This is a genomic window from Nocardia sp. NPDC057455 (genome assembly GCF_042802775.1).
Classification (GTDB): domain Bacteria; phylum Actinomycetota; class Actinomycetes; order Mycobacteriales; family Mycobacteriaceae; genus Nocardia.
On sequence record NZ_JBHVDM010000019.1, the window covers coordinates 1 to 12,711 of the forward strand.

The 12,711-nt window shown below is 69.4% G+C and carries 13 protein-coding genes; 3 read left to right on the top strand and 10 right to left on the bottom strand.

The genetic code is table 11. The features are described from left to right. Nucleotides 1–23: 23 nt before the first annotated feature. Nucleotides 24–1,301 carry an SPFH domain-containing protein gene (locus tag ACFU5M_RS10595; RefSeq protein ID WP_379047117.1) on the bottom strand — a complete coding sequence of 426 codons (1,278 nt, stop codon included), beginning with the start codon at nt 1,299–1,301 and terminating at the stop codon, nt 24–26. Then, on the bottom strand, nt 1,301–1,732 hold the full coding sequence (locus ACFU5M_RS10600; RefSeq protein WP_063051896.1) for an NfeD family protein: 432 nt from the start codon (nt 1,730–1,732) through the stop codon (nt 1,301–1,303). Before ACFU5M_RS10600 ends, ACFU5M_RS10595 begins: the two co-directional genes overlap by 1 nt. A 130-nt stretch (nt 1,733–1,862) precedes the next feature. On the opposite strand from ACFU5M_RS10600, the gene ACFU5M_RS10605 reads away from it, so the two are divergent. The 3 genes from ACFU5M_RS10605 (at nt 1,863) to ACFU5M_RS10615 (ending at nt 4,435) form a co-directional block, all read left to right on the top strand. Then, nucleotides 1,863–2,687 carry a DUF3097 domain-containing protein gene (locus ACFU5M_RS10605; protein WP_379047121.1) on the top strand — a complete coding sequence of 275 codons (825 nt, stop codon included), beginning with the start codon at nt 1,863–1,865 and terminating at the stop codon, nt 2,685–2,687. A 159-nt stretch (nt 2,688–2,846) separates the two neighbouring features. Further along, nucleotides 2,847–3,662 carry a hypothetical protein gene (locus ACFU5M_RS10610; RefSeq protein ID WP_379047124.1) on the top strand — a complete coding sequence of 272 codons (816 nt, stop codon included), beginning with the start codon at nt 2,847–2,849 and terminating at the stop codon, nt 3,660–3,662. 23 nt (nt 3,663–3,685) lie between these two features. After that, nucleotides 3,686–4,435: a S1 family peptidase gene (locus ACFU5M_RS10615; protein WP_379047127.1), complete on the top strand. Its 750-nt coding sequence runs from the start codon at nt 3,686–3,688 to the stop codon at nt 4,433–4,435. A gap of 21 nt (nt 4,436–4,456) precedes the next feature. Here the strand turns inward: ACFU5M_RS10615 and ACFU5M_RS10620 are convergent, their stop codons facing one another. From ACFU5M_RS10620 to ACFU5M_RS10655, 8 genes are all read right to left on the bottom strand, one after another. After that, complete coding sequence (locus ACFU5M_RS10620; RefSeq protein ID WP_379047130.1) at nt 4,457–4,918, bottom strand: hypothetical protein; 462 nt, start codon at nt 4,916–4,918, stop codon at nt 4,457–4,459. 68 nt (nt 4,919–4,986) lie between these two features. Beyond that, nucleotides 4,987–6,048, bottom strand: coding sequence for a ferrochelatase (locus tag ACFU5M_RS10625; RefSeq protein ID WP_379047133.1), 1,062 nt, complete (start codon nt 6,046–6,048; stop codon nt 4,987–4,989). Nucleotides 6,049–6,069: 21 nt separating this feature from the next. Further along, nucleotides 6,070–6,906 carry an NADH-dependent enoyl-ACP reductase InhA gene (gene inhA / locus ACFU5M_RS10630; RefSeq protein ID WP_379047136.1) on the bottom strand — a complete coding sequence of 279 codons (837 nt, stop codon included), beginning with the start codon at nt 6,904–6,906 and terminating at the stop codon, nt 6,070–6,072. A 79-nt stretch (nt 6,907–6,985) separates the two neighbouring features. Next, nucleotides 6,986–7,702 (bottom strand): 3-oxoacyl-ACP reductase FabG1, encoded by a 717-nt coding sequence (gene fabG1 / locus ACFU5M_RS10635; RefSeq protein WP_379047139.1) that lies wholly within the window; start codon nt 7,700–7,702, stop codon nt 6,986–6,988. A gap of 183 nt (nt 7,703–7,885) precedes the next feature. Beyond that, on the bottom strand, nt 7,886–8,887 hold the full coding sequence (locus ACFU5M_RS10640) for a VWA domain-containing protein (protein ID WP_379047142.1): 1,002 nt from the start codon (nt 8,885–8,887) through the stop codon (nt 7,886–7,888). Further along, a complete protein-coding gene (locus tag ACFU5M_RS10645; RefSeq protein WP_379047145.1) occupies nt 8,884–9,837 on the bottom strand; it encodes a DUF58 domain-containing protein in 954 nt (317 codons plus the stop codon). The genes ACFU5M_RS10640 and ACFU5M_RS10645 overlap by 4 nt, the downstream gene beginning before the upstream one ends. Nucleotides 9,838–9,869: 32 nt before the next feature. Next, nucleotides 9,870–11,054: an AAA family ATPase gene (locus ACFU5M_RS10650; RefSeq protein ID WP_379047148.1), complete on the bottom strand. Its 1,185-nt coding sequence runs from the start codon at nt 11,052–11,054 to the stop codon at nt 9,870–9,872. Nucleotides 11,055–11,187: 133 nt separating this feature from the next. Next, nucleotides 11,188–12,606 (bottom strand): NlpC/P60 family protein, encoded by a 1,419-nt coding sequence (locus tag ACFU5M_RS10655; RefSeq protein ID WP_379047151.1) that lies wholly within the window; start codon nt 12,604–12,606, stop codon nt 11,188–11,190. Nucleotides 12,607–12,711: the final 105 nt, after the last annotated feature.

A 12,711-nucleotide genomic window follows, 5' to 3' on the forward strand; every position in this document is an offset into this window, starting at 1 on the left:
GTCCGGGGCGGTCGGGCGCGGTGCTACTTCGACAAGTTCTCCGGCGGCTGCCACGGACGGCCGTGCGGGTCGTCCGGGCGCTGAGCCGGAGGCTGCGACGGCGGCTGTTGCGGCGGCTGCTGCTGGGCCGGGAAAGCTTCCTGCGGCGGGATGACCGGCTGGTGCGGCGACGGTTCGAAACTCTGCGGGGGCGGTGTCGATATCAACCCTTCGACCGGAGTCCGCGCCGTCGCCTCGGCGGCCCGCACGGCCCGCTCGATGGTCGGGTCGGGGGCGGTGTCGAACCAGTCCGCGACATCGGAGTCGTCCTCCGGCTTGACTTCCGCGCCGTCCGGGGCGGGCGGTTCGTACCGGAACACACCATCTTCGCCCTGCGTGCCGAAGCTCTTGGCGAACCCTTCCAGCGCTTTGCCGAAATCGCTGGGCACCAGCCACACCTTGTTGGCGTCACCGCGCGCGACCAGGGGCAGCGTCTGCATGTACTGATAGGCAAGCAGTTCCGGCGTCGGCTTCCCGGATTTGATGGCGGCGAAGACCTTTTCGATGGCCTTGGCCTGGCCTTGGGCCTGCAGGTAGGAGGCGGCGCGCTCACCCTGCGCCCGCAGGATGCGGCTCTGCCGTTCGCCTTCGGCGGCCAGGATCGCCGACTGCTTGGCGCCCTCGGCGGACAGGATCTGCGCTTGTTTCGACCCCTCGGCCGTCTTGATCGCCGATTCGCGCTGACCCTCCGCGGTCAAGATCATGGCGCGCTTCTCGCGGTCGGCCTTCATCTGCTTCTCCATCGACTCCTGGATCGACGGAGGCGGATCGATGCTCTTCAGCTCGACCCGCGCGACGCGCAACCCCCAGCGCCCGGTCGCCTCGTCCAGCACGCCGCGCAGCTGGCCGTTGATCGCGTCGCGGGAGGTGAGGGTTTGTTCGAGCGTCATGCCGCCGACGACGTTGCGCAGCGTGGTGACGGTCAGCTGCTCGACGGCGGCGATGTAGTTGCTGATCTCGTACACCGCCGCCTGCGGGCTGGTCACCTGGAAATAGACCACGGTGTCGATGTGCAGGGTGAGGTTGTCCTCGGTGATCACCGGCTGCGGCGGGAACGACACCACCCGCTCCCGCAGATCCACCTTGGCGCGCACCCGGTCGGCGAACGGCACCAGGAACGTGAGCTGGCCGGACACGGTCCGCGAATACCGGCCGAGTCGCTCGATCACCGCGGCCTCGGCCTGCGGCACCAGCGCGATGGACTTGAAGACCACCACCACGACCAGCAAGACGAGGACAGCGGCAACGATCAATACAGCCATCAAGGCCCCTTCCAGACGACGGCGGTCGCGCCGTCGATCTTCATGACGTATACGGTCGTACCCGGTTCATAGACTTCGGTCGTGTCCATCGGACGCGCGGTCCACACTTCACCGCCCAGTTTCACCTGACCGGAGTGCGCGGCGACCTGTTCGAGCACCAGGGCGGTCTTCCCCGGCAACGCGTCCACGTTCGTCGGCGTGGGCGGCGGAGTTCCGAAGCGACGCCGGATGATCGGGCGCACGCCGAGGAACAGCACCGCCGAGACCACCGCGAAGACGATGGCGTCCACGACGAGCGAGGTGTCCGCCGCCGCGCTGACACCCGCCGTGCCGAGCGCGGCGACACCGAGCATCAGCAGGGTGAAATCGCCGGTGAGCATCTCCGCCGCCGCGAGCAGAATGCCCGCGACCAGCCAAAAAATTGCGGCCACACGACCACTGTAGTGCGCCGATCATGATATCGGGCGCGACCTTCGCCAGTACTCCCGATGAATTCCTTGCGCGGACGCGCGGCGGCCCGGGTGCACCGAAAGCCGCAGCGGCGGTGCTAGCTTCAGGCAGGTGAGCGGGCGTGACAGGTACAGCGACATCTTCTCCGGCCATCCTCGATCGAAGAAACGGGCGGTGCCGACGGTCACCGCGGAGCGCGACCTGGTCGTCGAAGACGCCGCCACCGGATTCTGCGGCGCGGTGGTCGGATTCGAGCGCAGTTACGACGGTGAGTTCGTCAAGCTGGAGGACGCACGCGGCGCGGTGCGCCTGTTCGCGCTGCGCGAGGCCGCGTTCCTCATCGACGGCGGGCCCGTGACGCTGGTGCGGCCGACGGCCGCCCCGCCGAAGACTCCGAGCCGCTCCGCCTCCGGCTCCACCAGGGTCGACGGTCTGCGCGCCCGGATCGCTCGCGGCAGCCGGATCTGGGTGGAGGGCGTCCACGACGCCGCGCTCGTGGAGCGGGTGTGGGGCCATGACCTGCGCGTCGAGGGCGTAGTCGTGGAGCAGCTGGAAGGTCTGGACAATCTGGCCGCGCGCCTGGCGGAGTTTCGGCCCGGCCCGGGTAAACGGGTCGGCGTGCTGGTCGACCATCTGGTGACCGGATCCAAGGAAACCCAGCTGACCACCGGCCTCGGACCGCACGTCCTGGTGACCGGTCACCCGTTCGTCGACGTCTGGCAAGCGGTGCGCCCGTCCACCCTAGGGATCGCGCGGTGGCCCCGGGTGCCCCGCGACGAGGACTGGAAGACCGGCGTCTGCGAACGGCTGGGCTGGGGCACTCCCCAGGACGGCTGGCGGCGGGTGTACGACGCGGTGAGTTCCTTCCGCGATCTGGAAGCGCCGCTCATCGGCGCGGTCGAGCGCCTCATCGATTTCGTCACCGAACCGGACTAGCGCATTCCGGGTCGCGGGGGCCGAAGCCAGATGCCGGGCGGGTATCCGCACGGACCCGCTCGTCGCAGGCAGCGCGTGGCCCCCGGTTCCCGCGCTGCTCACGAATGCCCTCGCGCATGGATGCCCACCGGTAGCGCCCACCCCTTATGCTCGATAATTATGTGCTCTCCAAGTGCGACGCTGACGGTGTGGGCGAGCTCCTGGCTGGCCGGCCGGAGCGCGCCCGACGACGTTTTGGCCGCCTTGCACGCGTGGGCGCCGAAGCACACGATCGCGGCGGGCGACCCGCTCACCGGCGGCCGCACCGACCTACCGTGGTCCGCGCACGGCAATCTGCCGGGAAGCGGGGTCATGGCGCTGCTCAAAGTGATTCGCGAGACGATGGCCCACCCCGGGGCGCAGCTGCGGCTGGTGCTCCCCGTCCCGGGGGACGTGCGCGGCGTGCCCACCGGCACGGCGTTCGCCGCCGACGCGGTGGAGGCCGAGGAGGGCATCCTGATCGGCGTACCGGGCACCGAAGGTACCGGCCTCATCCCGCAGTGGTCGGACGACGACACGTTGCAGTGGACCGTCTACAGCACCCCCATCCCCGGGGCGCCCGGACCCGACATGTCGCTCGGCGAGGCCGAATACGCGATGCGCGAAGCGGTCCGCGACGCCGCCGACGCGCTGATGCAACTGCATACCACGTCGCTCGGCACGGTTGACTCCGATCCGCGCGAACTCATCGAAGCCGAACTCGCCGACTACTCGCGCCACGACTACCCCGAGTCGATTCCGCTGCGCGCCAGGCGCATTCTGGACACCGCCGATCATGTCGCGGCCATCCTCACGGTGGCGCAGCGGGAGCCGGCTTCCGCGCCCACGTCCGCCAGCGCGATCGGTGCGCAGGAATCGCTGCTGCGGCCGCTGTGGGACGCGATCCGCGCCGCGCGTCTGGTCGCCGTGCACGCCTCCGCGCGCGAGAGCCGCTGACATCATGGCACGGGCGGTATGACATGCGATTTTCCCGCCGTGGCCGCGTTGCCGCCCTCACCGTGCTGATCGGTCTGGCGCTGCATGCCCCGGCCGCGGCGATCGTGGGCGGCACCGACGCGACGACGACGGAATATCCGTGGCTGGCGGCCATCGGCACGCCGATGTTCCTCACCCGCGCTTCCGGCCAGTTCTGCGGCGGCGCACTCGTCGCGCCGGACGAGGTGATCACCACGGCGCACTGCGTGGCCCTGGCGAGTCCGCTCGCGCAGACGCTCACCGTCACCTTCGGCCGCGACGACCTCCGCGAGCACACCGGAAACACGGTGCACGTCAAAGACATTCGTATTCACCCGGACTTCCGGGCGACCGTTCTCGACACGACGACCGCCTATCAGAACGATGTGGCGATCCTTACCCTGGACCAGCCGCAGCCCGGTCCGACGGTCACCGTCGCCGCGCCCGCCGCGGCCGGCACCGCGACCATCCTGGGCTGGGGCGCGACCTTCGAAACCGATGAGGCCAACACCCGGTTGCACGCCGCGAACATCCCTCTGGCCGTCGACGCGGAGTGCGCCACCGCCTACGGTCCGGCCTTCGATACCCGCACCATGCTCTGCGCGGGCAGCCCGACCGCCGACACCGCCCAGTACGACAGCGGTGGACCGCTGATCGTCGACGGACGTCTCGCCGGTCTCACATCCTGGGGCACCGGCGCGGCCCGCCCCGGCTTCCCCACTGTCTACACCCGCGTGACCACCGCGAACTTCTGATCGTTCGGGGCGCTCTGCGCCTTACCGCTGCGGCGGCTGGTACGGCTGCTGCGGCGGATAGGGCTGCTGCTGCGGCGGGTACTGCTGATACTGCGGTTGCGCCGGCGGCGTATACGGCTGCTGGTACTGCTGCTGCTGCGCCGGATACTGCGGTTGTCCCGAGAAATCCTGCTGCGCAGGATACGGCTGCGGGTACTGCTGGACCTGCGGATACTGCTGTTGCTGGTACTGCTGCTGTGGCGGGTGCTGCTGCTGGGACTGGTTTGCTTTCCCTCGCCGGCTCAGCCAGACAATGAGTCCGATGACCACGGCGACGACTCCGATGCACAACAGCAGACCACCGAGCGAGAACCCGCCCTTGCCACTGCTGCGGCCGCGACGCCTGGCCTCGGTGGCATCGAGTGCCACGGTCCACACGTTCGCATCGGACCAGGCGTGCGGATCGAGCAAGGCGGCGTTGGTCAGCATGTCGGCATAGGTCATCGAGAGGTACCCCCGGGAAGTCGGATTCGGCGATCGGTCGCAGGCGATGCTATCGCGCCTGCTCCGCCTCAATTCCCAGCGCTGGGACGGCGCGGCAGCGCGCAACAACCGACGGCACACGGTTCGCCGTCGCGCGTGCAGCCGTAGCCGGGGACCATCCCGAGTCGCCGGGCTTCGATGCCGTGCCACTGCTCGGAGACCAGCTCGACGATCAGCTTCGCGAAGCGCGGGTCGGTTCCCGGCGTCGCGGCCCGGGCGAAGCCCATGCCGAGCTCGGCGGCTTTCTGCGCAGCCTCGTTGTCCAGGTCCCAGATGACTTCGAGATGGTCGGAAACGAAGCCCACGGGGCAGACGACCACGGCCTCGACCCCCTTGGCCGCCAGATCGTCCAAGTGGTCGACGATATCCGGCTCCAGCCACGGCACCTGCGGCGGACCGGAACGAGACTGCCAGACGACGTCGTAGTCGGTGAAACCCGTTGCCGCGGCGCACAATCGAGCCGCGTCGGCGACCTGACGACTGTAGAGCCGCCCCCCGTCGGCAGGCGGCCCCGCCGCGGCATCGGCGGCCACCGGGATGGAGTGGGCGGTGAACACCAGGCGCGCCGCGGCGCGCTGCCCGGCCGCGAGCTGATCACGAGCCGCGCGGATTCCCTCGGCGAACGACTCGATCAACAGCGGGTGGTCGAAATACTGGCGCAGCTTCAGCAGTTCCGGCGCGCCCGCGCCGAATGCCGCACGCGCCCTGACGATGTCTTCGTGGTACTGCAGGCAGCCGGAGTAGCCGCCCCAGGCCGAAGTCGGGAAGACCAGCGCGGAGCCCACGCCGTCGGCGGCCATCCGCGCGACCGCGTCCTCGACCATGGGATGCCAGTTCCGGTTACCGAAGTACACCGGCAGATCCAGGCCCGCGGCGGCCAGTTCGGCTTCCACCGCCGCGATGATGTCACGATTGAGCGAGTTGATCGGCGAGACACCGCCGAAGTGCAGGTAGTGCTCGGCGACCGATTCGAGACGCTCGCGCGGCACTCCCCTGCCCCGGGTGACGTTCTCCAGGAACGGCATCACGTCCTCAGGACGCTCCGGACCGCCGAAGGACAGCAGCAGCAGCGCGTCGGCGGTCCGAACCACGGTGATTTCCCTCGATCCGGCTCAGTTGATGGACATGTCCTCGGGGAACCAGGTGTTGTGGCTGGCTCCGCCGTCGACGTAGATGATCGAGCCGGTGGTGCCCGGCAGCCAGTCCGACAGCAGCGCCACGATCGACTTCGCCACCACCGTGGGGTCGTCGACGTCCCAGCCGATCGGCGAGGCGCCGTCCCAGTAGGTGTTGAGCTGGTTGAGCTTGGCCGCGTCGTCGGTCGCCGTGCCCGCGATCGCCTTGGCGGCCAGTGTCTTGATCGGGCCGGCGGCGATGAGGTTGGAGCGGATCTTCTTCGCCGCGCCCACCTCCCGCGCGACGTACCGGTTCACCGACTCGAGCGCCGCCTTGGCCACGCCCATCCAGTTGTAGTAGGGCATCGCGGTGCGCGGATCGAAATCCATGCCGACGATCGAGCCGCCCTCGTTCATCGCAGGCAGCACCGCGCGCGACAGCGAGGCGTAGCTCCACGCCGAGATCTCGAACGCCTTGGCGGCGTCCGGACCGGGGCCCTCCAGGAACGGCCGAGCTTCCGGACCCATCAGGGTGCGGGGTGCGAACGCGATCGAGTGCAGCACGCCGTCGATGCCCTGCGGAGCCAGTTCCCGCAGCTTGTCGGCCAAGCCGGCGAGATCCTCTTCGCTGGTGACGTCGAGCCCGATGGCCGGCGGAACCTCCTGGGGCAGGCGCTTGGCGATCCGGTCGATCAGCCGCAGCCGCTCCGGGATGCCGGTGATGATCACCTTCGCACCCTGCTCTTGCGCGACGGCGGCCGCGTGGAACGCGATCGACGAATCGGTGATGATGCCCGTGACCAGGATGGTCTTGCCTTCGAGCAGTCCGCCCATGAGTTCTCGGTTCTCCTGAAATTCGAAGTGGGATTGGCTGCGGGCGGCCGTGATCGGCCGCACTACGCGTTCGGTGTGGTCAGTGACCCATGCCCATGCCGCCGTCGACGGGGATGACGGCGCCGGAGACGTAGCCGGAGTCCTCGGACGCCAGGAAGCTGATGACGGCCGCGACGTCCTCCGGCTGGCCGAGGCGCTGCAGCGGAATGAACTCTTTCGCCATGTCGTGGAACTTCTCGTCCAGTGCCGCGGTCATGTCCGTTTCGATGAACCCGGGTGCGACGACGTTGGCGGTGATGGAACGCGAGCCGAGTTCGCGGGTGATCGAGCGAGCCATACCGATCAGACCGGCCTTGGACGCGGCGTAGTTGATCTGGCCGGGCCCACCGCCCATACCGACCACCGAACCGAGAAAGATGATCCGGCCCCAGCGCGCCCGAAGCATGGCCCGGTTGGCGCGCTTGGCGACACGGAAGGCTCCGGTCAGGTTCGCATCGATGACCCGGGTGAACTGCTCCTCGCTCATCCGCATGAGCAGCGTGTCGTCGGTGATCCCCGCGTTGGCCACCAGCACCTCGACCGGACCCTGGTGTGCCTCCACCTCGGCGAAGGCGCCGTCCACCGACTCGCTGTCGGTCACATCGCATTTCACACCGAACAGGCCGTCTGGCACCCCCGACCCACGATGCGTGACGGCCACCTTGTGACCGTCGGCAAGCAGACGCTGCGCGACCGCGAGTCCGATGCCGCGGTTACCGCCGGTCACCAGGACCGACCGGGATGTGAGATTCGACATGGGGTTCAACCTACCTGGTCGGATCGATAGGTCACGACCGGGCTGCCCCGTCTGTCGAACCGACACCGGAGTGCCGATGCGTTGGTGAAACACCACAAGGACAACGCGATCGGAGCTTACGAACGCCGACCGGCCGGGGCCGCCCGCGAGGCGGACCACCGGCCGGTCGGGGGTGTCGTACGGCTACGGCAGCCGCTGCCGATACAGCAGACCGAAGATCACTCCGCCGGCGATGACCAGCAGTCCGAGCAACATCCACGGGCGGCTGGCGTCGCCTCTGGTCAGCTCGTACCCGATCTGCTGCTCCAAAGTGTCGTAGACCCTGGTCAGCTCCTGCAGGGACGAGGCGGTGTAGAACTCTCCGCCGGACAGCCGGGCGAGTTCGCGCATGGCGTCGTCGTCCACCGCCACGCGCACCCGGTCCTTGCTCCCGTCTTCCCGCGGGATCTCGACTTCGCCCCAGCTGGTGCCGAACGAGATCGTGGAGATCGGGACGTTCTTGGTCTTGGCGAGCCGGGCCGCGACGTACTCGTGCCGCGGGTTGTCGACGTCTTCGAACGCCGGGACGGTCTGCTTACCGTCCGACATCAGGACGATCCGGGCCGGCGGCGGCTCCTGGGCTCCGCCGAGCACCGTCGCGAGCGTCTCGATCGCCTGCAGCGCGGTGAGAATGCCTTCACCCGTAGCCGTGCGCTCGGCCAGCTTCACGTTGTCGATCGACGCCTTCACGGACTCGTGGTTGGTCGTCGGCGACACCATCACCGAGGCGGTGCCCGCGAAGGTGACGAAGCCGATGTTCACGCCCTCGGGCAGCCCGTCGACGAACTCCTTGGCCGCTTTCTCGGCGACCTGGATGCGGCTCGGAGCCACGTCGGTCGCCTCCATCGACAGCGACACGTCCATCACGAGCATGACGGTCGCGCGATTGCGCGGCACCTTCTTGACCGCGGTCGGTCCCGCGGCGGCGACGGTGAGGAATACCAAGCCGACCAGCAGGAGCGCGACGGCCACATGGCGCAACGGGCTCGGCCGCGAGGGAGCGACCTTCTCCAGCAACTCCATGTTGGTGAACTTCAGCATGTGCTTGCGCCGGTTGCGCTGCACCAGGACGTAGCCGAGCGCGATCAGCGCGATGACGGCGAGGAATCCGAGCCAGATCTGCGCGGTGAAATGCGAAATACTCACTGACGTGGCACCCGCCCGGTCGGGGCGCCGAAGCTGTGGCGCCGGGTGGACACGAACCGGACCACATCGGCGATCCAGTCCCGATCGGTTCGCAGGGTGAGCACCGGAGCGCCACAGCTGCGCAGGGCTTGTTCGACCTGCTCTCGGTGGCGCTGCGCGGCGGCCGCGAAATCGGCGCGCAGAGTGGAGGTCACGCTGAACTCGCGGGTGCGCCCGGTCTCCGGGTCGTGCAGCACGACGTCGCCCATGTCGGGCAGCGACAGGTCGCGTGGGTCGAGCACTTCGACCGCGAGCAGATCGTGCCTGGCCGAGATCGCGCGCAGCGAGCGCTGCCAATCGATGTCACCCAGGAAATCGCTGATGATCACCGCGAGCCCGCGTTTGCGCTGCGGGCGGCGCAGCGACTCGATGCCGCCGCGCAGGTCGCCGCGCACACCGTCGCGCACATGCGGGGTGGTCGCGATGCTGCGCAGCAGCGACTGGGCGTGCACCCGCCCGCCGCGCGCCGGGATGCGGGTCAACCGTTCCCCGGTGGCGACGACCGCGCCGATCCGGTTGCCGCCGCCGCTGGTCAGATGGGTGATCGCGGCCGCGGCGGCGATGGCGAGGTCACGCTTCTGGCAGGCGGCGGTGCCGAAGTCGAGGCTGGCCGACAGATCGACCACCATCCAGGTCTCCAGCTCCCGGTCGGCGATCATCTGCCGGACGTGCGGATGGGTGGTGCGGGCGGTGACCGACCAATCCATCTGACGCACGTCGTCACCCGGCTGGTAGGCGCGCGCCTCGCCCGGCTCGGAGCCGGGTCCGGGGATCAGACCGAGGTGATCGCCGTGCAGCACGCCGTCGAGCCTGCGGCGCACGGTGAGTTCGAGGGTCTTGAGCGCGACCGTGAGCCGGGGGTCGGTCAGCTCCCCCGCGTGAAAGGACGGCGGTGCGTGGGACGGCGACATCGGCACTGGCGCAACCGGATCCGATGCCGAGGTCACTTCGGCGGCATGGTGCCCGCGGGCTGCGACTGCTGCCCGTTAGGCGGCTGGGGAACGGCCTGCTGCGGCGGCTGCGGCTGCGGAATCTGCTGCTGTGGGGCGCTCTGCGCCGGGGCGCCGGGCGCGCCCGGTGCGACAGCCTGCGGGGCGACCTGCGGCAGGCCGACCGTCTGCAGAACGCGCTTGATGACCTCCTCCGGGCTGATCTCGTCGGCGAGCGCGTCATAGGAGAGCACCAGGCGATGGCGCAGCACGTCGGGGATCACCTCGACGACGTCCTGCGGCACCACGTAGTCGCGGCCGCGGATCAGCGCGACCGCACGGGCCGCGGCGATGATGCCGAGGCTGGCGCGCGGCGAGGCGCCGTAGGAGATCCAGCTCGCCACGTCCTGCATGCCGAATTCGGCCGGTTTACGGGTCGCCGCGATCACCCGGACCACGTAGTCGACCAGCGCGTGGTGCACGAACGTGCCTGCCGCGACCTTCTGCAGGCGGATCAGGTCCTCCGGCGCCAGGATGCGGCTCGCCTCCGGCGGGGTGACGCCCATCCGGTAGATGATCTCGCGCTCCTCCTCGACCGAGGGGTAGTCGACGACTACCTTGAACAGGAAGCGGTCGCGCTGCGCCTCGGGCAGCGGGTACACGCCCTCGCTCTCGATCGGGTTCTGCGTCGCCATGACCAGGAACGGATCCGGCATCGGATAGGTCTTGCCGCCGATCGACACGTGCCGCTCGGCCATCACCTCGAGCAGCGCCGACTGCACTTTGGCGGGCGCGCGGTTGATCTCGTCGGCGAGGACGAAGTTCGCGACGACCGGGCCGAGTTCGGTGTCGAACTGCTCACGGCCCTGCCGGTAGATGCGGGTTCCGATGAGATCGGTGGGCACCAGGTCGGGCGTGAACTGCACCCGGGCGAACGAGCCACCGACCACCTTGGCGAAGGTCTCCACGGCGAGGGTCTTCGCGATGCCGGGAACACCTTCGAGCAGGACGTGACCACGCGCGAGCACGCCGACGAGCAGTCGCTCGACCAGGCGGTCCTGGCCCACGATCACCCGCTTGACCTCGTAGATCGCCTTCTCCAGGGTCTGGACGTCACGCTCGAGGGTGCCGGGCGTGGAGCCCGGCGTGCCCTTCGCCGAGTTCGCTCCGCTCACACCGTCCGTCGAAGTCACCAACATCCCCGCTTTCGCCTTGGTCCTGTGCGTGCTGCCACAACTATTCCAGGTAATCACCGCCTGTGCCGCAACCGGACCCGACAGAATGGGAATTCGGTGGTCCCGCGGCCTCGGGCGGCACCCGGAATGTCCGATATCAGGAGCCGATGCGCACCGCGAACGGCATGATGCCGCCCTCACGGACCGGGGACACCTTGACCACGTCGCCGGATTCCGGCGCCTCCACCATCTTCCCGTCGCCGAGATACAGCGCCACGTGCTGGCTGCCGTTCGGCCCCCAGAACAGCATGTCGCCGCGTTCGCGGTCACCGACCGGCACCCGGGTGCCCGCGTTGTACTGGTAGCCGCTGTAGTGCGGCAGCGAGACCCCGATGCCCGCGAACGCGTAGACCATCAACCCGGAGCAGTCGAAGCCCACCTTGCCGTAGTCGCCGTGGCGGTCGGCCACACCGCCGTCACGGATGCCGAGTGTGGGCCCGTCCTCGTCACCACCACCCCAGGCGTAGGTGACGCCCAGCTGGGACATGGCGCGATCGACCACGATCTCGATCGCCGACGAGCCCCCGACCGACGGCGAGTCCGGCCGGGGCGCGCTGCGCCGCGGCGGTGGCGCGTCCTCCAATTGGGTGTGCGGGCGTTTGCCCGCGCCCAGTTCGGCGGCGCGATCCTGAGCGGCCCGGTCGGCGGCCGCCCGGGCGGCGGCCGCCGCTGCGGCGGCCCGGACCGCGGCCTCCTCCGCTTTGCGCAGAGCGTCCCAGGCCAGATACGCGTCGCGCTGGTCCTGCAGTCCCGCCACGTTCTGCCGCGCCTGATCCAGCCGGCCCTGCGCGTCCTGACGCTGTCGCAGCAGGTCGTCGCGCTGCGCGGTCTGCCGGTCGAGTTCGGCCTCGGCGGCGGCGACCGCGTGCTCGGCGTCGGCCTTGCGCGCGGCGGCGACGGCGGCGGCCGCGTCGGCGTCCGACTTCGCCCGCCGGGCGCTGGAGTTCTTGTTGCCGTGATCGATCTGTGCGCGGCGCAGGCCGTCCAGCACCTGCCTGCGATTCTTGGAGACCCGGTCGAGGAGCTGGGCCCGGTCCAGCGCGACGGCCGGGGTGGCCGCCGCGAGGTAGGTGACCATCGAGTCGGCGCCCGGCCGGGTATAGACCTGGGTGGCGAACTGGTCGAAGTTGCGCCGGGCCTGGCCCACCGCCGCCGCGGCGTCGGCCAACGCGACTTGGGTGTCCACGACCACGACGGCGGCCGCGTCGGCGGCGTCGCGCGCGTCCTGCAGGTCCACCAGTGCCTTGTTGACGTCTTCCCGGCGCTGCGCGACGGCGTCGTCGAGCTGCCCCAGCTGGTGATCGACCACGGCGACCTGATTGATCAGGGTGCCGACCTCGGCGACCCCGGAGTCGACCTGCGCGCCGGCCTGCGCGATCTGGCCGTCGCTGGGATTTGGCGGAGGGGGCGGCACAGCGATGACCGGCCCGGCCGTGACCACTACGGCGACCGTAATCAGCAATCCCACAGCGACCGATAATCGGCGCCGGTAGGTCAGCGCGCCGTTGTTGCGCATCACACCTCCAAGGACCGGATTCCGGCAATCCTCGAGGGCATCAGGCGAACCATGACGCACTGTGGTCGACAGATGGCCTCTGGGAACACTTATTCCCCATAAGGG

What these genes read in the sequence shown, in the direction of transcription:
- ACFU5M_RS10595 (WP_379047117.1), bottom strand. Translation starts at nt 1,301, where the DNA reads ATGGCTGTATTGATCGTTGCCGCTGTCCTCGTCTTGCTGGTCGTGGTG.
- ACFU5M_RS10610 (WP_379047124.1), top strand. Translation starts at nt 2,847, where the DNA reads ATGTGCTCTCCAAGTGCGACGCTGACGGTGTGGGCGAGCTCCTGGCTG.
- ACFU5M_RS10615 (WP_379047127.1), top strand. Translation starts at nt 3,686, where the DNA reads ATGCGATTTTCCCGCCGTGGCCGCGTTGCCGCCCTCACCGTGCTGATC.
- ACFU5M_RS10620 (WP_379047130.1), bottom strand. Translation starts at nt 4,918, where the DNA reads ATGACCTATGCCGACATGCTGACCAACGCCGCCTTGCTCGATCCGCAC.
- inhA (WP_379047136.1), bottom strand. Translation starts at nt 6,906, where the DNA reads ATGGGCGGACTGCTCGAAGGCAAGACCATCCTGGTCACGGGCATCATC.
- fabG1 (WP_379047139.1), bottom strand. Translation starts at nt 7,702, where the DNA reads ATGTCGAATCTCACATCCCGGTCGGTCCTGGTGACCGGCGGTAACCGC.
- ACFU5M_RS10645 (WP_379047145.1), bottom strand. Translation starts at nt 9,837, where the DNA reads ATGTCGCCGTCCCACGCACCGCCGTCCTTTCACGCGGGGGAGCTGACC.
- ACFU5M_RS10650 (WP_379047148.1), bottom strand. Translation starts at nt 11,054, where the DNA reads ATGTTGGTGACTTCGACGGACGGTGTGAGCGGAGCGAACTCGGCGAAG.
- ACFU5M_RS10655 (WP_379047151.1), bottom strand. Translation starts at nt 12,606, where the DNA reads ATGCGCAACAACGGCGCGCTGACCTACCGGCGCCGATTATCGGTCGCT.